The following is a 23,646-nucleotide window of genomic DNA, read 5'->3' as shown; positions in this document are numbered from 1 at the left end:
AGGACTTGTATTTCGCGAGGTGGCGCACGGGCTTGGAGAGCGCGTCGCGGCGGAACGGGTCGCCCAGCTCCTTCGTGACCATCATCTCGATCACCGTCGCCCGGCCGTCGGCCTGGCGGCGCACCGATTCCTGCAACGCCTGCCCGACGTCGCCCACCTTGTCGACCACCACCCCCTCGCAGCCGAACGACTTCGCGACCGCCGCCCAGCTCGGGTTCTCGAGCTCCACGCCCTGGAAGCGGCGCGAGTAGAAGTCCACGTGGTTCTTCTTCTCCGCGCCCCACTGGCCGTTGTTGAAGACGACGGCGGTCACCGGGATTTGCTCGCGGACGCACGTCTGGAGCTCGCCGAAGCTCATTCCCCACGCGCCGTCGCCGACGTACGCGATCGCCGGGCGCGCCGGCGCCGCGACCTTGGCGCCGACGATCGTCGGAAACGCGTAGCCGCAGTTGCCGAAGCTCATCGCGGCGAAGAAGCTGCGCGGCTTTTCGAAGCGCAGGTAGCTGTTGGCGACCGAGTTGATGTTGCCGATGTCGGTCGACACCATCACGTCCGGCGGCATCGCCTTTTCGAGCTCGCGCAGCACCTGGCGCGGATGCAGGTAATGGCCGCCGTTGAAGGTCTTTTCCTTCGCGTTCTCCTCGATCATGTCGAGGCTGAAGGGATCGCGCTCGTGCGTCCATTCGTCGAGCTCGCGCTCCCAGGCGGCCTTCTCGGCGGCGATCTTCTCGGCGCGCTGGGCCTTGGTCGCGTCGCATTCGAGGGCGCGATTCGCGAGACGCTGAGTCAGCGCGATTGCCGAGGCCTTCGCGTCGCCGCAAATGCCCACGGAGATCTTCTTCACCAGGCCGAGCATCTTGTTGTCGGCGTCGATCTGGATGATCTTGGCGGTCTTCGGCCAGTAGTCCATGCCGTGCTGCGGCAGCGTGCCGAAGGGCCCGAGGCGGGAGCCGAGCGCGATCACGACGTCGGCCTGGCTCATCAGCTTCATCGCCGCCTTCGAGCCCTGGTAGCCGAGCGGGCCGCACCACAGCGGATGGCTCGCGGGGAAGGAGTCGTTGTGCAGGTAGCTGTTCACGACCGGGGCGCCGAGGCGTTCGGCGAGCGCCTTGCACTCCTCGACCGCGTCGGCCATCACGACGCCGCCGCCGGAGATGATCACCGGGAATTTCGCCGTTGCGAGGATCTCGGCCGCCTCATTCAGGCTCTTCTCGCCGCCCGCGCCGCGGTCGAGGCGGCTGGGCTTGGGGATCTCGCAGGTGATCTCGCCGTAGAAGTAGTCGCGCGGGATGTTGAGCTGGGTCGGGCCCATTTCGCTCATTGCGCGGTCGAAGCAGCGGCCGGTGTATTCGGCCATCCGCGCCGGATGGGTGACGTGGCCCTGGTACTTGGTGAATTCCTGGAACATCGGCAGCTGTTTGCATTCCTGGAAACCGCCGAGGCCCATCGTCGTCGTGCCGGTCTCGGGGGTCACGATCACGACCGGACTGTGCGCCCAGTAGGCCGCCGCGATCGAGGTCACGCAGTTGCTGATGCCGGGGCCGTTCTGGCCGATCACCACGCCGTGGCGGCCGGAGACGCGGGAGAAGCCGTCGGCCATGTGGCCGGCGCCCTGCTCGTGCACCACGGGGATCAGCCGGATGCCGGCCGGGGCGAAGATGTCCATCGCGTCCATGAAGGCCGAACCCATGATCCCGAACATGTCGGTGACGCCGTTGGCGACCATGGTCTCCACGAAGGCTTCCGAGGGGGTCATCTTGTGCGGGCCGCTGACGACCGTGCGCTTGTCTTGATCGCTCATTGGTGCTGTCTCCTTGTCGAGAATTCTGGATTATTCAAATATCGATTTCGGTATGATTTGTTCCGAAATTCGATACTTGAATAAAATGTACGTCGGCGTTTTTTGCTCGTCAACATAAATTTCGTATTTCTGAACTTTTCGTCTCTTTATTTGAAATTCAGAAATGAAAACGCCTCTCCAGCGATGCGTGAGAGCGGCGACGAACAGGGAAGCTGGTCGGGCGGAAGTGCCCGTGAGAGAGGCTCGTCCGTTATGAAACGGACGCGGCGAGCAAAGACCCCCGTTCGCCCGGAACCTGTCGAAGGACGGCACGACCGGCACGGAAGTCGAAGGCCATGCGGCGAAGCGAAGCGGCGGCTTCGCTTCGCGCGACGGGGAGAGGAATTACAGCTTACGGAAGGCGGGTGCCTCCGGCAGGACCGGGGCCAGCTCGGACTTTCCCCGCCAAAGGCCCCTCAAGCCATACACCGCGAGGAGGATGCCGAGGCTGACGATGCCGAGCAGCAGCGGCGTGCGCTGGTCGGGGATGAAGGCCATCGCGACGACGATCGCCAGCATGCCTACGATCGCGACCCAGGTGAGGTAGGGATAGGCCCACATCTTCACACGCAGGCACCCCGGGTTTTCCCTTTCGAGACGCGCACGCAGGCGAAGCTGCGAGACGGCGATCGACACATAGACGAAGATCGCGACGGTGCCGTAGGAATTGACGAGGAAGGCGAAGACGGTGTCGGGCGAGACGTAGGACATCACGACTGCGGCGTAGCCGAACAGCGTGCCGAGCAGGATCGCGCGCACCGGTACGCCGTTGCGGCTCAGCTTGGCAAGCCCTTGCGGGGCGTCGCCGCGACGGGTCAGCGCGAAGAGCATGCGCGAGGAGGCGTAGAGGCCGGAGTTCAGGGCCGACAGCACGGCCGTCAGCACGATCGCGTTCATGATCTGCGCCGCGGCCGGGATGCCGATCGCGTTGAGGGCGCTGACGTAGGGCGTCGCCATGCCGGTCGAGTTCCACGGTACGAGGCATACGACGAGCAAGACCGATCCGACGTAGAAGAACAGCACGCGGGTGATCACGGAGTTCGTTGCCTTCGCGACTGCGCGCTCGGGCTCCGCCGTTTCGGCTGCGGCGACGGTGACGATCTCGGCACCGAAGTAGAAGCCGGTTGCCGCAACCGCACCGGTCAGCACCGGCACGATGCCGTTCGGCATGAAGCCGCCGTGGGCCGTCAGATTGGTAATGCCGATCGTCGCGTTCGGCCACAGGCCGCAGATGTAGAGCCCGCCGAGGAAGAGAAACACTACGATCGCCGCGACCTTGATCGATGCGAACCAGAACTCGAACTCACCGAAGGACTTCACCGAGATCAGGTTCGTCAGCGTCAGTGTCACGAGCAGCCCGAGACTGATCATCCAGGACGGCACGTCGGGAAGCCAGTAACGGACCAGATCCGCGCCGGCCACCGCTTCGAGCGCGACGACGATGACCCAGAAGTACCAGTACATCCAGCCGGTGAGGAAGCCGGCGAGATCGCCCAGGGCAGGCCGGTCCGACCACGCAGTGCGGGCAAATTCGTAGAAGGCGCCGACGCCGGGCATCGCCACGGCCATCTCGCCCAGCATGCGCATCACGAGCACGACGAGCCCGCCCGTGAGCAGAAAGGACAACACGGCGGCGGGGCCCGCCGACTTGATCACCACCCCGCTGCCGACGAACAGCCCCGCGCCGATCACGCCGCCGAGCGCGATCATCGTCATGTGGCGTTGCTTGAGGCTGTGCTGCAGCCCTTTCGAATGCCCTACTTCACTTTTCACAGCTTGTCTCCTCCGGATTGGATACGGTTTTTGAGAGGCGGCGGTCTTATCCCGCCGTCCTTGCCCCGGAACTCGTTTTCGGAATTTTATGTTCCGATTTATTTTTGTTATCCCACTCTAGGATGCGTTTCGACGCAAGTCAAGTTGCAGTTTCATTTTTCGGAACGTGTTGTATCTTTTATTTGAACATCGCTATCATGGCTTCGCCTTGACCTTCAGGAGACCGCCGTGACCGAACTTACCCTCGACACCCCTGACCAGCTCGTTTCGGTCCGCTCGCTGTTCGGAATCGATTCGGACCTGAAGGTGCCAGCCTTCAGCGGGCGCGATGACCATGTCCCGGAAATCGACGAGGCCTACCGCTTCAATCCGGACGTGACGCTCGCGATCCTCGCGGGCTTCACGCGCGACCGCCGGGTGATGGTCCAGGGCCTGCACGGGACGGGGAAATCGACGCACATCGAGCAGGTCGCCGCGCGGCTCAACTGGCCTTGCGTGCGCGTGAATCTCGACGGTCATATCAGCCGGCTCGACCTCGTCGGCAAGGATGCGATCGTCGTGCGCGATGGCCAACAGGTGACAGAATTCCAGGAAGGCATCGTGCCCTGGGCGCTGCAGCGGCCGGTCGCGCTGATCTTCGACGAATACGACGCGGGGCGCCCCGACGTGATGTTCGTGATCCAGCGCATCCTCGAACGCGACGGCAAATTCACGCTGCTCGACCAGAATCGCGTGATCCGCCCGCATCCCTTCTTCCGGCTGTTCGCGACCTCGAACACCGTGGGCCTGGGCAACCAGACTGGCCTCTATCACGGCACGCAAGTGCTCAACCACGCGCAGATCGACCGCTGGAACATCGTCGCGGCGCTGAATTACCTGCCGCGCGACGAGGAAGCCGCGATCGTGCTCGCACGTGTGCCCGCGAAGGCGAGCGAACACGGGCGACGCCTCGTCGAGGCGATGGTCGCGGTCGCGGATCTGACGCGAAAGGGCTTCGCTGCCGGCGACCTGTCGACGCTGATGTCGCCGCGTACGGTGATTACCTGGGCGGAGAACTGCGAGATCTTCCGCAATCCGGCGCTCGCGTTCCGCCTCTCCTTCCTCAACAAGTGCGACGAGGTCGAGCGGCCCATCGTCGCCGAGTACTACCAGCGCTGCTTCGGCGAGGAGCTCGACGAGTCCTGGATGCGCGAGGCGGCGTGATGCGAACCGCGCAGCAGCGTGCGAAGCGTCAACAGAAGGTCGAGGAGTTGTGCGCGGCGACGCTGCGCGCGCTGACGGGCGATGCACGTCTGCATTACCGCGGACGGCGGCTCTACGCCGGTGAGCGCGCCCTGCCTCAGCACGCGCCGCATCTCCGCGTCGATCCCGCCGAGGACGATTTCGGCGACTGCCGTGCGGCGGCGGACGGCGCGGCGCTGCGGCTGCTGCATTCGGATGCGGCGCTGCATCGCAGTCTTTGCCCCGACGATCCCGTCGAGCGGCTCGTCTTCGAACTGCTGGAACAGCTGCGCGTCGAGACGCTCGCGCCCGGCGAGATGGCGGGCATGGGCGCCAACCTGCGCCGGCGCTTCGAGAACTGGTCGCGCGCCTTCTACCGCTCGGGGCTGACGGAAGGCAGCGTCGGCATCCTGCTCTACACGGTCGCGCAGATGTGCTGGTCACGGCTCACGGCACACCGCGTGCTCGAAGAGACCGAGGATTACATCGAGAGCACGCGAATGTCGCTCGTCTCGGCGATGGGAACGGCGCTCGCGGGCATCCGACGCCATCGCGGCGATCAACGGGCGTTCGCGTCGCACGCGCTGGCGATCGCCCGCATCGTCGGCGAGCAGGTGCGCGCCGCCCGGGCCGAATCGGAGGGCGACGAAGACGAACCGATCGACCAGGACGAGAAACGCGGCTTCGCCCTGCTGCTCGACTTCGACGACGGCAACGAGACGGACGACGGCATCGCTGCGGCGACGACCGGTACGAGCAAGGCCTTCGAGGACGCTGCCCTCACCTACCGCGTCTATACAACGCGCTACGACACCGAGGTCGCGGCGGCTTCCCTCGTACGCCGGACGCTCTTGCGTGAATACCGCGAGCGGATCGACCGGCGCATCGCCGAGCAGGGGGTGAACCTGCCCCGCCTCGGGCGCATGCTCGCCGCCGTGCTCGCGACGCCGGTGCGCGATGGATGGCGCTTCGGCGAAGAGGAAGGGCACATCGACGGCCGCCGGCTCGCGCAGGTGATCAGCTCGCCTGCCGAACGGCGCGTGTTCCGGCAGGAGCGTTTCGTCGCCCGGTCGGATTGCGTCGTGAGCTTTCTCGTCGATTGCTCGGGCTCGATGAAGACGCACGTCGAGTCGGTCGCGGTAATGCTCGACCTGCTGATCCGCGCGCTCGAAATGACCGGCGCCCGCACCGAGCTCCTCGGCTTCACGACCGGCGCATGGAACGGCGGCCGCGCCTACCGCGAGTGGATGAGCCATGGCCGCCCACCCCACCCGGGGCGACTCAACGTGGTCTGCCACATGGTGTTCAAGGACGCGGAGCGTGCGTGGCGGCGCGCGCGCAGCGACATCGCCGCCTTGCTGAAGGCCGATCTCTTCCGTGAAGGCATCGACGGCGAGGCGGTCGACTGGGCGTGCAACCGCCTGCTCGCGCGGCCCGAGGCGCGGCGCATCCTGGTCGTGATCTCGGACGGCTGCCCCTCGGACAGCGCAACCGGCCTCGCCAACGACGCCTTCTATCTGGACAATCACCTCAAGGACGTCGTCGCGCGGCACGAACGCCAAGGCGCGGTGGAGATCCTCGGGCTCGGCGTCGGCTTGGACCTCAGCCCCTTCTACCGCCGCAACCTCGCAACCGACATGACGCAGGGGCTCGAAAACGACCTCTTCGGCGAGATCGTGCAACTCATCGGCGGACGGCACCGACGCTGATTCCGCCAAACTTCGACAGGAGATACGACAGACATGGCAAAGACCCGAATGGCCGTGCAGTTCGGCATGGGGACGTCGATCCGCAGCCAGGACTACACCCAGGCGGCGGCGCGGGCGATCCGCGATGCCCTGTGGCACAACTCGCTCAACGTCGCGAGCGCGTTCGACTTTCCGCGCGAGGAGATGCTGATCGACGTCGAGATCGGCGTGCAGAAGCCTGAGGCGGTCGACACGTCCGAGCTCGTCGGCATCTTCCCGTACGGCAAGCCGACCTTCAAGCTCGTGCCGGGCGGGCTGGACGTCGCCAAGGCGGACGGCAGCGGCGTCACCGTGGTCGCGAACGTCGCGATCGTCGTGTCCTTCGACCTGGAGCGCGCCCATGGCTGAAAAACGCATCATCCTCGAACTGGGCACCGGCAACGACCTCTACGGCGGCGACTACACCAAGGCTGCATGCCGCGCGGTGCAGGACGCCCTGCATCACTCGTCGATCGTGCTTTTCCGCAGCCTCGGCTACGACCACCGCGACATGCGCGTGCAGGTGACGATCGGAGTGCAGGAGCCGGACAAGGTCGACGCGGCGCTCGTCGCGGCGGAGCTTCCGCGCGGCAAGGCCGAAGTGACGGTGGTGTTCGGCGGGCTCAATGTCCACGATCCGGAGCAGGACACGACCCACGTCGTGGCGACCGCGGCGGTCGCGGCCTTCCTGCCGATCGAGGCCGGGGAGTGGCGCCTGAGCGAAGCGCACGAAGCCGGCTGACGGCCCCTCCCGGGCGGGCGTGCTAGGCCGGGGCCCTGTCCCGCAAGGCCGCTTCGACCAGGGCACGATCGTTCTCCGCAAGTCGCAGCCCCAAGGGCTCGAGCCTGCGCAGGGTTTCCTCGAGCTCCCACGGCGCGGCGATCAGGCGCTTTTTGCCGTCCTTCATCTGCACGTGGAGCCAGTAGGCGTCGACTTCGGAGGTCACCCTGAGGTAGAGGCGGGCAACATTCTCAGGCTGGGTTTCCAGCCACGCGAGCCCTTCCTGCATGCGTTGCCGGTTGGCGAAATACAGTACGAACAGGAAAGCGACCACCAGCGCCGCGGCACCAAGCAGATCCAGCATCGGGGTCCCCTTCACGATTCACATGACGTGACGGGAGGATATAACAGCAGCCGGTTATTAAAGACCCATATTCTTAGGCCGAATTCTCATATATGAAGCGCTGGCGGCGCGGGATAGCCGGGCGGCGCTGCAGCCGCAGCACCCAGCCCTCGCGTCAGAGCAATGCCGGCTTGCGCTTCTGCACCCACTGCGTCGCCTGCGCGATCACCTTTCGGATGTCGCGGTGAGGGCAGACTACCGAGGAGCTTTACGGAAAACCGTCACGACAGCACCGGTGCCGACACCGCCGGATGGATCAGCTTCTCGAACTCATCCGGCCCGAGCGGACGATGGAAGAGGTAGCCCTGCCCCATCTCGCAATGCCGCTCCTTCAGGAAGGCGAGCTGCGACTCGGTCTCGATGCCTTCGGCCAGCACCTCGATGCCCAGGGCGTGGGCCATCTCGACGATCGCTGTGATGATCGACCGCTTGCCCGCTTCGCCGGCGATGCCCTGCACGAAACTCTGGTCGACCTTGAGTTCATGCACCGGCAGGCGCGTGAGGTAGGACAGCGAGGAGTAGCCGGTGCCGAAATCGTCGATACTCACGGCGATGCCCCGCTGCCTGAGGCTGGCGAACGTTTGCGCCGTGCCCTCGATATCTTCCAGCAGCGTCCCCTCCGTCAGTTCCAGGCAGATCGCCTCCGCCGGCACGCCCTGGCATTCGAGCTGCTCGCACAACTGGTCCACGAAGTCCGGATCGCGCAGCTCCTGGGCGGCGACGTTGATCGAGATCCGCGGCGGAGCCAGACCGCGCATGCGCCACAACGCAATCTGTGCCAGCACCTTCGCCATCACCATCCGGTTGATCGCGACGATCAGGCCGGCTTCCTCGGCCGCGGGGATGAAGCGCCCTGGCGGCACGTCGCCGAGCGCCGGGTCGTGCCAGCGCAGCAGCGCTTCGGCGCCGACGAGTGCGCCACCTTCGAGGGCATGTTGCGGCTGGTAGACGACGCGGAAACGGTCGCTGTCGAGCGCTGCGCGCAGTCCCGTCTCGAGGTTCATCCGGGTCTGCACCTCGATCTGCATTCGCGAGGCGAAGAACTGGCTGCGATTGCGGCCCAGCACCTTCGCTTCGTGCAGCGCGGTATCGGCATTCTTCAGCAGGGCCGACGCTGAGTCGCCATCGGCGGGAAAGATGCTGACGCCGATGCTCGCCGCTGCGAACACTTCCTGCTCACGGATACAGAACGAGGCCGACAGGTATTCGAGCGTCTGCGCGACCAGCCGCCGCACCTCGTCGGCGCTGCCGCCCCGCAGGATCGCGGCGAATTCGTCACCGCCGATGCGCGCGAGCGTGTGTCCCCTGCACAGGCAGCGCCTGAGACGATCGGCGACCTGTTCGAGCAGCAGATCGCCGAACTCGTGGCCGAGCGTGTCGTTGATATGCTTGAAGTTGTCGAGATCGATCAATAGCACCGCGACACGTTCGCCCGTCCGGCGTGCTTCGTCGAGGCAGTCGGCAAGCCGTTCGCTCAGCGAACTGCGGTTTGCCAGTCCCGTGAGGCTATCGCGCGTGCTGAGGAACTCCAGCCGCCGCTGCAATTCGTCCACCGTGGCCGCTCCCCCTTCGCCGGAGCGCTCGCGGACCTCCCGCACGGAGCGGGTCGGCGGCGACGCAGGCAGGACTGCTGCCGGCGAAGGCGACCGCGAGATGACCCCTTCGGGCAGCGAAACGACGTAGCCCAAGAGCGCGCGGCCGCGCATGACCGGCTCGACAGAATCGACCAGCAGCGATTCCGGCAACGCGACGCTCGCCTCCGGCGGCGAGCATCCCTCGATGGAAATACGGGTATCTGCCGAGAGCATGACGCCCCTTGCTGCCAGCACCGGCGCGGCGCGCTCGTTGGCCTTCACCAAGCGCCCGCGCAGATCGAAAACCATCACTGCGCCGGCCCCCGCAAGCCGTACGACGCTCGCTTCGAGCAACAGGAAGCGCAGCTCCAGTTCCATCTGCGCCAGGCGATTCTCGATGCTATTCGCGGTCGTCACGACCAGCGGCAGATTCTGCGGCGAGTAGTCGCGGCCCAAGCCGGTGATGTCGAGCACGCCGACCGTGGAACCGTCGAGCGGATCGCGAATCGGTGTCGCCGAGCAGGTCCAGCGCTGGATCGGCTCGCAGAAGTGCTCGGCGCCGTGCACCTGCAGCGCGAGGCCCGACGCCAGTGCGGTGCCGATTGCATTGGTGCCGATGCTCGCCTCGCTCCAGTTGTTGCCTGGAAGCATCCCGAACGCGGCGATCGATTCGCGGATGCGCGGATCGCCTTCGACGTCGAGCACGACGCCTTCCGGATCGGTGAGGATAATCACGGCGCCTGTCTGTGCGAGATAAGCACGCGACTGGACGAGAAAGGGCGCGCTTGCCGCCATCAGACGTTCATTGCGCGCACGCAAGGCCTCCAGCTCTTCCAGCGCCACCCGCTGCGGGGCCGCGCCACGGCCCGGATCCACATGCACAAACAGGCAGCGCCGCCACGAATCGTCGATGACGCCTCGCAGCACGCCGGCTGCGACATGGCTTTCGCCCCCAAGAAAGCGCTCCCAGGCCGCCTTCACCTGGGGATTGTTCCTTGGACGCGATAAGCCATTGATCCGCACGCGCCGTCTCCTCGTGTCTGCCGGGCTCGCCGGCCCGGGCTCCTCGTTACTGTCGGTGTAGCACCGCTCGTCCCGCGTGGAAAGCACGGCGTCCCGGCGGTGGACTCCACTGCGAAGCGGGGGCGATTCATCCTATGACTTATGTCGTAGTTTGAAAAGCATCGCGCGAGCCGGGCAGCCGGTTGGGCGGCCGCTCTCGTTACGTCGTCACACAGGCCGTCGCCCACTGTCCGAATGTGCGACGCGCGCCGTCCGGTTCCCGGCCGTTCCAGCCCTGAGATTCCCGCGCGCCGCCCCACGCGTAAGGGCTGCGTGCGCACGCCCGCGTGGGTGCAGGACTTGCTAAATGGGAGAACACCATAGACAGAAATCGAGGCAGATCCATGCTTAGTACCAATCAGGGAGCCCCGGGCTCCCGCGCGAAGACGATCGAGCGCATTCCCGTCACCGTCCTGACCGGCTTTCTCGGGGCCGGCAAAACCACGCTGCTCAACCACCTGATGAAGCAGCCGGAGATGGCGGGCGCGGCGGTGCTGATCAACGAATTCGGCGAAGTCGGGATCGACCATCACCTGGTCGAGCGAGTCGACGAAACATTGATGATCCTCGACTCCGGCTGCCTGTGCTGCAGCATGCAGGGCGATCTCGCGAAAGCGCTGAAGGATCTTTCGGTGCGCAGTTCCCGGCGCGAGATCCCGCCGGTGACGAGGGTACTGATCGAGACGACCGGCCTCGCGGACCCGGTGCCGGTCATCTACACGCTGATGGAGCACGCCTTTATCTCCGCGCGCTACGTATGCGACGGGGTCGTGACGGTGGTCGATGCGACGCATGGCTTGCGGCAGCTCGCGGACCACACGGAAGCCGTGCGCCAGGTCGCGATGGCCGACCGGCTGCTGATCAGCAAGAGCGACCAGTGTGACACCGCAACGCGGGCGAGGCTCGAAGCGGCACTTGCCGAGCTGAATCCGGCGGCGCCTCGCGTCGCGGTTCGGCATGGACGCGTCGACGCAGACGCGATATTTGGCGGCGGCGTCTACACGCCAGACGGCAAGCTGCCCGATGTCACGACCTGGCTCGGCGAGGAGGCGGCCCGCGCGATGCAGGTTGTCCCGGCACCGATGGCGTGGCGCAAGGGCGCCCTCCCCCCCCCGCATCCGGCACCGAAGCGGCACGACGAGCGCGTACGCAGCTTTGTCGTCGACTTCGACGAACCCACGGGCTGGTACGGCTTCGCCGCCGCGATGGGGCACATCCTTGTCGCTTACGGCCCTCGCGTCCTGCGGGTCAAGGGCCTCGTGAGTGTCGCCGGCATCGAGGACACCCCGATGGTCGTCCACTGCGTGCAAAACGTGGCCTACCCACCGCTGCGCCTTCCGGGATGGCCGGAACAAAGTCCGTTCGAAGACCGGCGCGGACGTCTCGTGTTCATCGTGCGCGATCTGGCGGACAGGGACGAAGCGGCAATCCGCGCCGCGCTCGCGGACCTCCCGCGCGGTGCCGCCGCCGTGCGCGCCGTCGCCGCAATGCCGCTTCTGCCGACACGTTGCTGGCTCAACGAGCGCGTGCCCATGTGTGCGCCGTCACACCTCAAGGTGGATGGCTGGATCGTACAACCGAAGCGCTTCAGGGCCGCCCTGTAGGACGCCCTTCCGTCACACCTATGCGGCGCGGTCCGACACGCACAGGGGGACATGAACGGCTCCCCGGAACAGCGGGCGAGCGGTCCGGATCAGGCCCGCGGAACGAATCAGAGGGACGCCATCTGCATCCCGCGCGTCAACGTCGAGCCGGATGTCCAGCGTCCCGGCAGGCTGCTCAATGGTCACCAGATGAGGGTCATTTGCCTTGGGCCGAGCGAGCTGGTGAACCACGGAGCCGGGAATGATGCTCGCGGCAGAAAGGCATAGCGCCCCGGTCACCGCATAGGCCGAATGGCAGTTCCATGGGGTGAAATAACGTGAGGCGATCACTCCCCCGCGCTGCGGCGACGCAACCAACGCGATCTTCGGCAAGACCTTGTCACGCACGTCGCCGAGCCCGGCCCGCAGCGCGATCTGGAGGCGGATCGATTCGAGTCGAGCCTTGAGTTTTCGGTCCGCATCGAGTTCGGCTTTGGTCTCGTAGCCGGTCTTTCCCATCGCTTCGGCGGGCACGAAGACGAGCGGGGTCGAGAAGTCGATGCAGGAGACCTCGACGCCATCGATGACATCGACGTGCCTCCCGGTCGGCAAGAGACGGCCGGTCTTGGCGCCCGCCGCGTCGCGGAAATTCAGTTGGATCGGCGCCGCACTGCCGGGCACGCCGTCGATCCGCGCGAGGCCGTCATAGGTCACGCGGCCGCCCGGCGTCTGGATCACGGCTTCGACGACCTTGCCGGTGTTCACGTTGAGGATGCGCAGGGTCGTGACGGGGTCGGTCGCGGAGACGAGTCCGTTCTCGATGGCGAAGGGCCCGACGCCGGCGAGCATGTTGCCGCAGTTGGGCGTCGTGTCGACCGTCGCTGTTTCCACCGATACCTGGGCGAAGAGGTATTCGATGTCGATGTCGGATCGCGTCGACGGGCTCACGATGACGACCTTGCTTGTCAGCGTGTCGCCGCCGCCGATGCCGTCAATCTGGCGCGCATGGGGCGAACCCATCGCCGCAAGCAGTACCCGATCACGCTCTGCGGGCTCGACGGGGAGATCCTTGGCGTGAAAGTACGGCCCCTTCGACGTGCCGCCGCGCATTAGCGTGCAAGGGATGGTCAGCATCATGGCAGCGTTCCTTCATGTGTACGATGGGGCCATTCTGGAGGCATGACGGAAGAACCTGAAATGCAATAATGGCTTCGATTCATGCGTTTTTCGCATTCCTATGCCGCACCGGCCTCTCGACCGGGCGCCCCCTGAGCCCCTTCCACGAATCGCCGCACATGCGCGAACGCCTCGCGAAAGTAGGCCTCGTAGGTATCCTGATCAACGAAGCCAAGGTGCGGGGTGCACAGGATCGCCGGGTGGTTCAGGTAAGGCGCCGCGCCGTCCGGCTCGTCCTCGAAGACGTCCAGCGCAGCCGCGCCCGGCCGGCCACGGGCGAGCGCGTCGAGCAGGGCGCCCGGCGCGAGCAGTTCGGCGCGGCTGGTGTTGACCAGCAAGGCATCCGGACGCATCGCCGCAAGATCATCGGCGCCGATCAGGTGGCGCGTGTCGGGGCCGAGCCGCAGATGCAGCGTCAGGACGTCGAGCTGCGCGAGGAACTCGCTGCGGGCGGCGATGAACTCATAGCCGGCGCTCGCCGCCGCCTCGCGCGATTGCTCGCGCCCATGCACGAGGACGCGCATCCCAAAGGCCCGCCCGATGGCCGCGACGCGGCTGCCGATCTTGCCGAGCGACCAGACGCCGAGCGTGCGGCCATGCATGGCCCGTCCGAGCCGTTCGTCCTCGATCTGCGCGGAGCTGCGCTGCCACTGCCCTTGCGACAGATGGCGGGCGTAGGGCAGCAAGCGGCGCGACGCGGCAAGGATCAGCGCCCAGGTCAGCTCGGCCGGCGCGACCGGATTGCCGCTGCCGTCGCGGACTTCGACGCCGCGCCGGCTGCACGCATCGAGATCGATACAGCCGGAAAGCCGGCCGGTCTGGACGATCAGTTTCAGCCGCGGCAGCGCCTCGACGACCCGGGCGGTGATCCGGGTACGCTCGCGAATCAGCACCAGGCAATCCGTATCCTGCAGCGCGGCGATCAGCCCGTCCTCGTCGGCGAGGCGTTCCGTGAGCGTGTGGAGGCTTATCGGCATGTCCGCGAGCTCCCTGGTCGCATTGAGACGCGGCACCACGCCCTGATAATCGTCGAGAACAGTCACCCTCATCATATTTCTCCTCTAGCTGCTGCAGGGTTTTCGGGTGGCCGGGGCGGCGTCGCCTCCGGGCACGTCAGGGTGGCGGATTCCGAGCGCGGCATAGATGGGGCGCAAATGCATGCGCAGGAATTCCAGCCCCAGCCGGAAATGCAGGCTTGCGAGCAGCAGCGCCACGCCCGCAACAAGTTCTGTCGCTTCGGCACCCGCGTGGTCGGCGAGGATCCCTGCAAGCAGGCTTCCGATGGCGGCCGCGCCGAGGTTGGCGGCGGTGTACAAGGCCAGCACACGGCCTCTCAGTCCGTCGGGCAGGATCGTCTGCAGCACCGTGTTGCTCGACGCGTTACCGGTGATGACCCCGAAGCCGATCAGGAACAACATCCCTGCGCCCAGCCAGAGCGTGCCGGACAATGCGAATCCGATGAGCGCCAATGCCGCGAGCAGGTTTCCCGCGGCAATTACACCGGTGAGTCCCCTCACGGAGCGGCGCATCACGAGATTCACGGACGCACACAGGGCACCGGCGCCCGCGCTGCCGAGAAGCATTCCGAGCGTGTCCGGCCCGCCGTGGAAGACGTCGCGGGCGAAAACCGGCATCAGGGGCACATAGCTCGCGGCCAGGAAGTTGAGCAGCGCGACCTGCATCAGCAGCCTGCTGACCGGCAGACTTTTCCGCACGAACTCCAAGCCCTCCCGCAGCGCGGTGCCGAACGGGGCCGCGACGGCCGGACGGTGCGGGACGCGGATGCACAGCAGTGCGGCAATCACGGCGACGAAGGACAGGGTATTCAAGGCGAAGCACGCCGCCTCCGAAGTCAGCGCGAGCACGGCACCGGCCACGGGCGGTCCGACGAAGCGGGCCGTGTTGAAGATCAGCGAGTTCAACGCGATCGCGTTCGGCAGATCGTCCGGGTCGGAGATCAGCGGTGCAGCGAGCGCATGTCGAAGCGGCGCGTCGAAGCTGTTGAGGATGCCCAGCGATGCCGACGCGACCAGGATCTGCAGCGGGGTGATCCAGCCCCAAAAGGTCGAAACCGCGAGGAAGCCCGCCTGGACCAGCATCAGGAACTGCACGAGCAGCATCAGGCGTTTGCGCTCCACACGGTCGATGACGATGCCGGCGAACGGGGCGATGACGAGTTGCGGCGCCTGGGCGAGGAACGCGACGATGCCGAGCAGTGCGGCCGAGTCCGTGAGGCGATAGACGAGCCAGCCGAGTGCCACCTGCTGCGTCCAGCTGCCCAGCAGCGACACCGACTGGCCGCAGAAGTAGAGCCGATAGTTGCGATGACGCAGTGCGCGCCAGGACCGACCGGACGCGGGACGCGCGGTCGCGCTCGCTTCGCCGATCGGATTCGGGGGCACCGGCATCACTCGCTGCCGACGCCGACCGGGTTGGGCGCGCGCTTCTCGATGGCCCATTTCAGCAGCGCGGCGGTGCGAAAGATTCCGTGCGCGAACTTGCCATAGGGCATCGTCAGGAACAGCGCCATCACCGCGCCGAGATGTGCGGCAAGGAGGAGCGCCATCGCTCCGGTGTCGCGTCCTGCGAGCAGCGCGAGGCCCGTGGCGCTGGTGAGCAGCAACAGCGCGATGAAGCCGCGGTCCATCGGTTTCTGCGCGGCGTCCCCGTGCTGCGCGTTGCGCCGCAGGTTGAGCCATAGCAGCCCCGCGGGGCCGACCAACAAGCCGATCCCGCCAAGGGTGCCGAGCACGACGGGCAGACTTGTCAGCGCGTAAGGCGCCTCCCAGCCGAAGACGTAGTGGTAGATCGTCGCCACACTCGTCGCCGCAAAGCACAGCATGAACCCGTAGAAAGTCAGGTGGTGGAAGCGGCGGCGCGCGAGGGTGCTGGCGTCGTCCGCGTTCGGGCAGCCTTGCCCGTGTCCGCCGTCGAGGTACTTGAGCTTGAGCACGTCGTGCGCGGTCTCGGCGATCGCCGCGGCATTGGGGTCCCCCGCCGAGATCCCACGCCAGAACTTCGCGACGCCCAGGCCCAGCGCCACCGCGACGAACAGGAACACCGGCCCGAACATCGACACCAGCAGGTTGTGCGGAAAGATCGCGTAGAAATCGCCGGCGAGCGGAGCATGGAACAGCGTGCCGTTCTTGGCCAGGGCCATCACGAGGAAGAGCGCGAGGCCGACCGCGAGCGCCAGCGCGACCGTGAGCCCGTTATTGCGGTAGAGCGTGCCGAGACTGCTCGGCCACGCGAAGTCCGAGTAGGTCTGCCCGCGCACCTTCGCCATCGCCTGCGGGATGTTGACCGCGAACTCGTGCGGCGGCGCGTACTGGCACGCGTGCAGGCACGCGCCGCAGTTGTGGCACAGGTTGGCGAGGTAATGGATGTCGGCCTGGGCGAATTCGAGCCGACGCGTCATCGCCGGGAACACCGCGCAAAAGCCTTCGCAGTAGCGGCAGGCATTGCAGATCTTCATCACGCGTTCGACTTCGGCTTCCGCGGCGCTGGGCACGACGACGCCCGCGGCGAGATCGCTCGCTTCGCGGAGCAGGGCTTCAAGCTGCTGCATGGTCGACTCCTTCCTTCCTGGTCGCCGCGGCGGCCGAAGCGCCCGCGATACGACCGAATACCGTGCCGATCGTCATCCCGACGCCGGCGGTGTAGCCCTGCCCGAGCACGTTGCCGGCCATCATCTCGCCGGCAACGAAGAGATTGCGGCTCGGTTCGCCCTTGAAGTGCGCGGCCGCCCGTTCATCGACCTTGATGCCGAGGTAGGTGAAGGTGATGCCGGGCTTGAGCGCGTAACCGTAAAAAGGCGGCTTATCGAGCGGCAAGGCCCAGTGCGTCTTGGCCGGACTCACGCCGTCCGTATGGCAGTCGTCGAGCACGGTGTGGTCGAAAGTGCCGACGCGGCACGCGGCGTTGTAGTCGCGCACGGTGCGCACGAAAGCCTGCTCGTCGAGACCGAGCTGGCGGGCGAGACCTTCGATCGATTCGGACTTCGCACCGGGGAACACGGGGGGCATGAAACGCCCAACGGCCTTTGAATCGATCACCGAGAACCCGACCTGGCCCGGCTGCTGGGCGACGAGCCGCCCCCAGATTGCATAGCGCTTGGGCCAGAAATCTTCGCCCTCGTCGTAGAAGCGCTGCGCGTGCTTGTTGACGACAATGCCGAGCGACACGCAGTCGATGCGTGTGCAGATCCCGCCGTCGTAGAGCGGCGCGCGCGCATCGACCGCGACGCAGTGCGATTGCGAGGGATCGCCGATCGTGTCCGCCCCGGCCTCCATCATCGCTTTCAGCAGCATACCGCGGTTGAAGCGCGTGCCGCGGATCGCAAAGTTGTCCGCCGGCCACTCACCGTCGGCGTTCTGTCCCCAGGCTTCGCGCAGCCATTCACGGTTGGATTCGAAGCCGCCGGCTGCGAGCACGCAGGAGCGCGCCGCGATGCGTTCCTGTCCGATCCATGCGGCACGGAACTCGCCGTCGACCACTTCCAGTCGATCCACCGGCGCCTCGTAGCGGATACGCACCCCCAACGCTTCGGCGCTGCGGTAATAGGCATTCACGAGCGCTTTCCCGCCGCCCATGAAGAAGGCGTTGGTGCGCGACAGATGCAGCGTGCCCGACAGCGAGGGCTGGAAATGCACGCCATGTTTGCGCATCCAGTCGCGGCAGCGCGAGGACTCGCGGATCGCCAGCCGCGCGAGCCGCTCGTCGGTGCGGCCACCGGTCACCTTCTTGAGGTCCTGCCAGAACTCCTCTTCGGGATAGGCGTCGGTGAGGACGTCCTGCGGGGCATCGTGCATGCAGCGCAGATTGCGCGTGTGGCTCGAGTTGCCGCCACGCCATTCGCGCGGTGCGGCTTCCAGCAGCAGCACCGAGGCGCCCGCCTCGCGGGCGGTCAGCGCGGCGCACAGGGCTGCATTGCCGCCGCCGATGACGAGCACGTCGGGCGTGCTCGAGGTGTCTTGTCTCATTGTCCTGAACTCCATTCGGGGCTGGTTCCTCGTCGTGCGCCCACCGCAATCCGGGGGCCTCTGCACGTCGACGGCTCCACTATTGCGTCTGGCGCGCCCCCTGCCCTAAGCCGCTCCGATATCGCCCCATCTCGAATCGAGATGGCTACCCGAAACCCCATTCCAGCGCCCCGAGTCGACGAGATGCCGCGCCACCCGCGTCACCATTCCGCGCGTCGCCAGCGCGGCGGGTGACAGTTCGTCGTCGGACAGGCTGCATAGCAGATTCCGGCGGGACGTCCCCTCGTCCGTGATCTCGCTCCAGTGCAGGCATGACGCCGCATCGGACTGGCGAGCGAGCGCGGCCCAGGGCTGAAGCGTCGCCGCCATACCGCGCGCGACCATGTCCATCAACACGTAGAGTGAATCCACTTCGGCGATGACAGCGGGGCGCACGCCGAACGATGTGAAAGCGGCGTCGATGACCCGCCGCAGGCCGTGGCGGTGTGTCGGCAGCACGAGCGGTACGTCGACGATTTCCGCAATCCGGGTCGGCAAGGCTGCAGGGCGTGCGTCCGCAGCGCAGATAAAAAATATGCGCTCCTCCAGCAAGGGCAGCACGCTGCACCGGCGCGCAGCCCCGATGTCGAACAGAACGGCGAGATCGAGTTCGCGGCCATTCAGCATCTGCCCGAGATGACCGGACATGCCCTCGACGAGATGCATGCGTATGTCCGGGTAGTGCTCGCGCATCGCTTCGATCAGCGGAAAGCCGAGCACGCCGGACGTCGACGGCGCGAGGCCGACGCTGACGATGCCCGACAGGCGCGACTGCTGAGCAGCCGTCGCAGCCTCCTCCGCATGGCGCAATGCAAGCTGGGCATGCGCCAGGAAGGCGATGCCGGCATCGGTCGGCATCACCCCGGACGCCGTACGCTGCAACAGTCGCGTCGCGAGTTCGCCTTCGAGACGCTGAATCTGCAGGCTAACCGCAGATTGCGCGATCCCCAGATCGAGCGCAGCCTGGCTGATGCTGCCGAGCTCGATCGTGCGCACCAGGTAACGCAGCTGTCTGAGTTCCATGGCGTGGCCCTCCGTTTGCGACTTCTCGCCGCGCCGCGGGTCGCCGCAGCGCTAGTTTGTGCTCAGCACTGCGACATCCGCGAGTTCGTCGCGGTCGTCACCTCTGTCCGGCGCGCGCTTGCCCTCGGGTGTCGACGCGCGGGCGGGCGGCACCCGGCCACCGAACGGCTCGCCCCGCTGCTCCGGAATCCGCGTCGCCGCCTCAATCATCGCGCCGCTCCCGCTGCGCGCTGCAGCACCTTGTCGACCATCACCCCCGCCTGGCCGAGGTAGTTCGCCGGGTCGCACAGGCGCGCGAGCGCGGCGCGGTCCAGATGGACATTGATCTCGGGATGCTCGGCGAGGATGTCGAGGAGCGGGCGGTTCGTGCGGATCGCCTCGCGGCACAGGTCATACACCAAGTCGTGCGCGTACTCGCGGCCGATGTAGGGACCGAGGCCCATCATCACTGCCTCGGACATCACGAGTCCGTTGGTGATGTCGATGTTCGCGCGCATCTTCGCCGGATCGACCTCGAGGCCCTCGAGTACGAAGCGCGTCTGCTTGAGTGCGCCGGCGAGGAGGCAGAACGCCTCGGGCAAGGCGATCCACTCGATCTCCCACGGGCCGGTCGAGCGCTCGTGGTCGGCAATCATCGCGTCCATCAGGGCCGCGGCGTGCTGGCGCACGACCGAGACGGCGGCGTGGATGTAACAGCTAGAAATCGGGTTGCGCTTCTGCGGCATGGTGCTGCTCGAACCGCGGCCGGGGTGGAAGGGTTCATACACCTCGGCCACCTCGTGCTGCATCATCAGCTTGACGTCCATCGCGATCTTGCCGAGCGAGCCACCGACGAGTCCAAGGAAGGCGCCGACCTCGGCGATCGTGTCGCGCACGGTGTGCCAGGCGATATCCGGCTGCGCGAGCCCGAGTTCGGCCATCAGGCCGGCCTGGGTCTCCATCGCGCCCTGCTCGATCGACGCGAGCGTGCCGCAGGCACCGCCGAACTCACCCATCAGCACCCGGGGCTTGAGCTGCGCGAGGCGCTCGCGGTGACGCTCGATGCCGGCGAGGATCGCGGCGGTCTTGAAGCCGAAGGTGACGGGGATCGCCTGCTGCAGGTTGCTGCGGCCGATTACTGGTGTATCCCGGTAGCGGCGCGACAGATCGGCCAGCGCATCCGAGATGGCCTTCAATTCGCCGTCGATGATCGCCAGGCCTTCGCGCATCTGCAGCACGGTCGCCGTATCGGTGATGTCCTGCGTGGTCGCGCCCCAGTGGCAGTACTCGCCGAGTTTGTCGCGGCACACTGCATTGAGCTGGGAGACGACGCCGAGCACCGGATAGCCGATGCGCTCGGTCTGCTCACGCAGCTTGTCCATGTCGATCTTGTCGATATCGCAGTTCCTGACGATCTCGTCGGCGGCTTCCTGCGGGATGATGCCCAGCCGGCCCTGTACCACGGCGAGCGCACGCTCGATGTCGAGATACTTTTCCGTGCGGTTGCGGTCGGACCACACCTGACGCATGGCGTCGGTGCTGAAAATGTTGCCGAAGATGCTTGAGTCGATGATGCTCGCGCCCATGGCGGATTCTCCTGGAAGTTTAAAAGCGTTAATTCGTTTGAATGCTTGGCGATTCAGGGCTAAGCGCCGTCTGTGCAGCGTGCGAGGATCGCCTGTGCCTTGAGCACCACCGGCCGGTCGATCATCTTTCCGTCGAGCTGCACCGCACCGTCGGATGCGGCAGCGGCAGCGAGCACCCGCTCGGCCCAGTCCTTCTCCGCTGCCGACGGGCGGCAAGCGGCGTGGATCACGGCGACCTGTTTTGGATGGATGCACAGCTTGCCGCCGAAGCCGAAGGACCGCGCGAAAGCGAAATCCGCCGCGATGCGCGCCTCGTCGTCGATGCCGGGAGTGACCCCGGCGACCGGCGCGGCAAGCTCCGCGCAACGCGACGCAATTGCGATGCGGGCGGACGGATAGACGAGGCCCATTTCGTCGCCCGACAGATCGAGGTCCACGGCGTAGTCGAGAGTGCCAAAAACCAGGCGCTGCACGCCCTCGGCCGCGGCGATCTCGTCAACATTGCGCACCCCGCGCGCGGTCTCGATCAGTGGCAGCACGCGCGGCAGCGAGCCCAGCGCACTGAGGACCTGCGCAACCTGGGCCGGCCACTCGGTTTTCGGCAGCATGACCTGCGCGACACCCAGTTCCTTCAGCAGCGCGAGGTCGTCCTCAAACCAATCGGACTGGGTGTCGTTGATGCGCACCACTACCCTGGCCGCGTGTTCGACGCGAGACGGAAACCAGTCGGCGATCGCATCGCGTGCGCGCGCCTTGTCGGCAGGCGCGACCGCATCCTCGAGGTCGAGGACGATCGCTCCCGCACCGGCCGCGAAGGCCTTGTCGAAGCGTTCAGGCCGGTTTCCCGGCACGAAGAGATAGGTGATCGGCATCTGCATGACGGTTCTCCCGGCGCCGCGTCAGATGACGCCGGCGCCGCGCAGCGTGGCGACGCGATCGGACGAGTAGCCAAGGCCGGCGAGGATCGCCTCGCTGTGCTCGCCCAGCGCCGGTACCGGATCCATGCGCGGCTCGCCCTCCTCCCACGAGCCCGGCGGCAACAGCGCGGGCACAGTACCGACCGACGTGCCGACTTCGCGCCACCGATTGCGTGCCTTGAGCTGCGGGTGCGCCCACACCGCATGCATGTCGTTGACATGCGCGTTGGCGATCTGCGCTGCTTCGAGGCGCTCGATCACCTGCTCGGCCGTGAGGCCCGCGAACGCTTCGACGATGATCCGGCGTAGCGCGTCACGCGCCGCGCTGCGCTTCGAGTTGCTGGAGAAACGCTCCTCGCTCGACAACCCGGGCTGCAGCAGCACCTTGCTGCAGAACGCCGCCCATTCGCGTTCGTTCTGCAGGCCGAGCATGACGACTTTGCCGTCGCCCGCCGGGAAAGGTCCGTACGGGTAGATCGTGGCGTGGCTCGCCCCGGTGCGGCGCGGCGGCGCGGCGCCGTCGAAGGCGTAGTACAGCGGATAAGTGGTCCACTCGACCAGACTCTCGAGCATGGAGATGTCGAGGTGCTGACCGCGGCCCGTCTTTTGCCGCTGCAGCAGCGCCGCCAGGATGTTGCTGTAGGCGTACATGCCGGCCGAGATGTCGGCGATCGACGGCCCCGCTTTCGACGGCTCCTCCTCGGTGCCCGTCACCGAAAGGAAGCCGGATTCGCTCTGGATCAGCAGGTCGTAGGCCTTCTTGTCGCGGTAGGGGCCATCACTGCCGTAGCCGGAAATGTCGCACACGATGATCTCCGGCTTGAGCGCGGAAAGCTCGCGGTACGACAGGCCCAGGCGGGCGGCGGCACCGGGCGCGAGGTTCTGCACGACGATGTCGGCCTCCTCGACGATCAGGCGCTTGAGGATGGTCTGTGCCTCCGGATGCTTGACGTCCAGCGTCAGGCTTTCCTTCGAGCGGTTGGTCCATACGAAGTGCGAGGCGAGCCCCCGCACGCGCTCGTCGTAACCGCGCGCAAAATCGCCGACACCGGGGCGCTCGACCTTGATGACACGGGCGCCGAGATCGGCGAGCTGGCGCGTCGCGAACGGTGCGGCGATCGCATGTTCGAGCGTGACGACGGTGATGCCTTCCAGGGGTCTCATTGCATGCTCCTCACTTGATCACCGCGCTGGCTTCCATCGTCAGCCAGCCTTCGTGGTCCTTCGCCCACAGGCGAATCGTCTTGCCGTCCGCCTGCGGCTCGCCGCAGACGAAGAAATGGTTGATATCGAACACCGGCCGCACCGCGCGGAACTCGTAACGGACGACCTCCGCGTCGGGCATCTGGTGACGCAGCAGATCGAGCAGCAGCGTCGCGATCATCGGCCCGTGCACGATCAGGCCCGGATAGCCCTCGATCTCGGTCACGTACTTGCGGTCGTAGTGGATGCGGTGGCCGTTGAAGGTCAGCGCCGAGTAGCGGAACAGCAGCACGTCGTCCGGCACCCATTTCTTCTCCCACGCTGCAGTCGTAGGCGCGGCCTTGGGCGGCGGGGCCACGTCGTCGGGCTTCGCCGCTTCGCGATAGACGATGTCGTGGAACTCGGTGAGCGCCACGTCCGTCTCGCCGGCGCGGCGGATCTCGTGGCGCACCTTCACGAACACCAGCGGGCCGGTGCGTCCGGACTTCTCGGTGACGTCGTGGATCGTCGAGGTGCGCGTCATCGCGTCGCCGACGCGCAGCGGCTTGTGGAACTCGAACTGGCTGCCGGCCCACATGCGGCGCGGCAGTGGCACGGGCGGCAGGAAACCGCCGCGCTTCGCGTGACCGTCGGGGCCGATTTCCGACTGGCGATGCAGCGGCAGGAAGTACAGCCAGTGCCACAGGGCGGGCAGCGGCGTGCCTACCGGGGGGCGAACCGCTTCGCGGTCGAAGGTCGCCGACAGCGCGGCATAAGGGGTCGCCGTCGCGATGTCGGAGACTTCCTCCGCGCGGCCGATCCAGTCCTTTAGATTCATGTTTGGTTCTCCGTGGGGTA

At 66.5% G+C, this 23,646-nt stretch carries 20 protein-coding genes; 5 read left to right on the top strand and 15 right to left on the bottom strand.

What is annotated here, in order from left to right; genetic code table 11:
- A partial coding sequence (gene xsc / locus VJ673_RS24080) for a sulfoacetaldehyde acetyltransferase (RefSeq protein WP_324128721.1) occupies positions 1-1,801 on the bottom strand: 1,801 nt, incomplete at its 3' end.
- Between the two features lie 384 nt (positions 1,802-2,185).
- Positions 2,186-3,613, bottom strand: coding sequence for an amino acid permease (locus VJ673_RS24075; protein WP_324128720.1), 1,428 nt, complete (start codon positions 3,611-3,613; stop codon positions 2,186-2,188).
- A 228-nt stretch (positions 3,614-3,841) separates the two neighbouring features.
- Between VJ673_RS24075 and VJ673_RS24070 the strand changes: the two genes are divergently transcribed.
- The 4 genes from VJ673_RS24070 to VJ673_RS24055 are packed head-to-tail and all read left to right on the top strand — an operon-like array spanning position 3,842 to position 7,303.
- Positions 3,842-4,816, top strand: coding sequence for an AAA family ATPase (locus VJ673_RS24070; RefSeq protein ID WP_324128719.1), 975 nt, complete (start codon positions 3,842-3,844; stop codon positions 4,814-4,816).
- Entirely contained in the window at positions 4,816-6,543 is a 1,728-nt protein-coding gene (locus VJ673_RS24065) for a cobaltochelatase CobT-related protein (RefSeq protein WP_324128718.1), read from the top strand. The genes VJ673_RS24070 and VJ673_RS24065 overlap by 1 nt, the downstream gene beginning before the upstream one ends.
- Positions 6,544-6,576: 33 nt before the next feature.
- On the top strand, positions 6,577-6,930 hold the full coding sequence (locus VJ673_RS24060; protein ID WP_324128717.1) for a Lin0512 family protein: 354 nt from the start codon (positions 6,577-6,579) through the stop codon (positions 6,928-6,930).
- Positions 6,923-7,303 (top strand): Lin0512 family protein, encoded by a 381-nt coding sequence (locus VJ673_RS24055; protein WP_324128716.1) that lies wholly within the window; start codon positions 6,923-6,925, stop codon positions 7,301-7,303. The genes VJ673_RS24060 and VJ673_RS24055 overlap by 8 nt, the downstream gene beginning before the upstream one ends.
- Before the next feature lie 22 nt (positions 7,304-7,325).
- On the opposite strand, the gene VJ673_RS24050 is transcribed toward VJ673_RS24055, so the two are convergent.
- Positions 7,326-7,646 carry a hypothetical protein gene (locus VJ673_RS24050; protein ID WP_324128715.1) on the bottom strand — a complete coding sequence of 107 codons (321 nt, stop codon included), beginning with the start codon at positions 7,644-7,646 and terminating at the stop codon, positions 7,326-7,328.
- Positions 7,647-7,906: 260 nt separating this feature from the next.
- Positions 7,907-10,240, bottom strand: a complete 2,334-nt coding sequence (locus VJ673_RS24045; protein ID WP_324128714.1) for a putative bifunctional diguanylate cyclase/phosphodiesterase — start codon at positions 10,238-10,240, stop codon at positions 7,907-7,909.
- A gap of 425 nt (positions 10,241-10,665) precedes the next feature.
- Here VJ673_RS24045 and VJ673_RS24040 point away from each other — a divergent pair, with 425 nt between their 5' ends.
- Positions 10,666-11,925, top strand: coding sequence for a CobW family GTP-binding protein (locus VJ673_RS24040; protein ID WP_324128713.1), 1,260 nt, complete (start codon positions 10,666-10,668; stop codon positions 11,923-11,925).
- An 18-nt stretch (positions 11,926-11,943) separates the two neighbouring features.
- On the opposite strand, the gene VJ673_RS24035 is transcribed toward VJ673_RS24040, so the two are convergent.
- From VJ673_RS24035 to VJ673_RS23985, 11 genes are all read right to left on the bottom strand, one after another.
- Positions 11,944-13,041: a 4-oxalomesaconate tautomerase gene (locus VJ673_RS24035; RefSeq protein WP_324128712.1), complete on the bottom strand. Its 1,098-nt coding sequence runs from the start codon at positions 13,039-13,041 to the stop codon at positions 11,944-11,946.
- 98 nt (positions 13,042-13,139) lie between these two features.
- On the bottom strand, positions 13,140-14,129 hold the full coding sequence (locus VJ673_RS24030; protein WP_324128711.1) for a D-2-hydroxyacid dehydrogenase family protein: 990 nt from the start codon (positions 14,127-14,129) through the stop codon (positions 13,140-13,142).
- Positions 14,130-14,141: 12 nt separating this feature from the next.
- The gene (locus VJ673_RS24025) at positions 14,142-15,488 is read right to left on the bottom strand and encodes an MFS transporter (protein ID WP_324128710.1); all 1,347 of its coding nucleotides are present in this window, start codon (positions 15,486-15,488) and stop codon (positions 14,142-14,144) included.
- Positions 15,488-16,648, bottom strand: coding sequence for a tricarballylate utilization 4Fe-4S protein TcuB (tcuB, locus tag VJ673_RS24020; protein WP_324128709.1), 1,161 nt, complete (start codon positions 16,646-16,648; stop codon positions 15,488-15,490). The genes VJ673_RS24025 and tcuB overlap by 1 nt, the downstream gene beginning before the upstream one ends.
- The gene (tcuA, locus tag VJ673_RS24015) at positions 16,635-18,062 is read right to left on the bottom strand and encodes an FAD-dependent tricarballylate dehydrogenase TcuA (protein WP_324128708.1); all 1,428 of its coding nucleotides are present in this window, start codon (positions 18,060-18,062) and stop codon (positions 16,635-16,637) included. The genes tcuB and tcuA overlap by 14 nt, the downstream gene beginning before the upstream one ends.
- Positions 18,063-18,167: 105 nt before the next feature.
- The gene (locus VJ673_RS24010) at positions 18,168-19,124 is read right to left on the bottom strand and encodes a LysR family transcriptional regulator (RefSeq protein WP_324128707.1); all 957 of its coding nucleotides are present in this window, start codon (positions 19,122-19,124) and stop codon (positions 18,168-18,170) included.
- A gap of 51 nt (positions 19,125-19,175) precedes the next feature.
- A complete protein-coding gene (locus VJ673_RS24005) occupies positions 19,176-19,334 on the bottom strand; it encodes a hypothetical protein (protein ID WP_324128706.1) in 159 nt (52 codons plus the stop codon).
- Positions 19,331-20,689 (bottom strand): class-II fumarase/aspartase family protein, encoded by a 1,359-nt coding sequence (locus tag VJ673_RS24000; protein WP_324128705.1) that lies wholly within the window; start codon positions 20,687-20,689, stop codon positions 19,331-19,333. Before VJ673_RS24000 ends, VJ673_RS24005 begins: the two co-directional genes overlap by 4 nt.
- A gap of 59 nt (positions 20,690-20,748) precedes the next feature.
- A complete protein-coding gene (locus VJ673_RS23995; protein WP_324128704.1) occupies positions 20,749-21,567 on the bottom strand; it encodes an HpcH/HpaI aldolase/citrate lyase family protein in 819 nt (272 codons plus the stop codon).
- Between the two features lie 21 nt (positions 21,568-21,588).
- Positions 21,589-22,770 (bottom strand): CaiB/BaiF CoA transferase family protein, encoded by a 1,182-nt coding sequence (locus VJ673_RS23990; RefSeq protein ID WP_324128703.1) that lies wholly within the window; start codon positions 22,768-22,770, stop codon positions 21,589-21,591.
- 10 nt (positions 22,771-22,780) lie between these two features.
- Positions 22,781-23,626 (bottom strand): HTD2 family dehydratase, encoded by an 846-nt coding sequence (locus VJ673_RS23985; protein ID WP_324128702.1) that lies wholly within the window; start codon positions 23,624-23,626, stop codon positions 22,781-22,783.
- Between the last annotated feature and the right edge of the window lie 20 nt (positions 23,627-23,646).

Origin of the sequence: Aromatoleum sp., assembly GCF_035254505.1 — a bacterium.
Taxonomy (GTDB): Bacteria; Pseudomonadota; Gammaproteobacteria; order Burkholderiales; family Rhodocyclaceae; genus Aromatoleum.
This window is presented reverse-complemented; position numbering and strand designations above follow the sequence as displayed.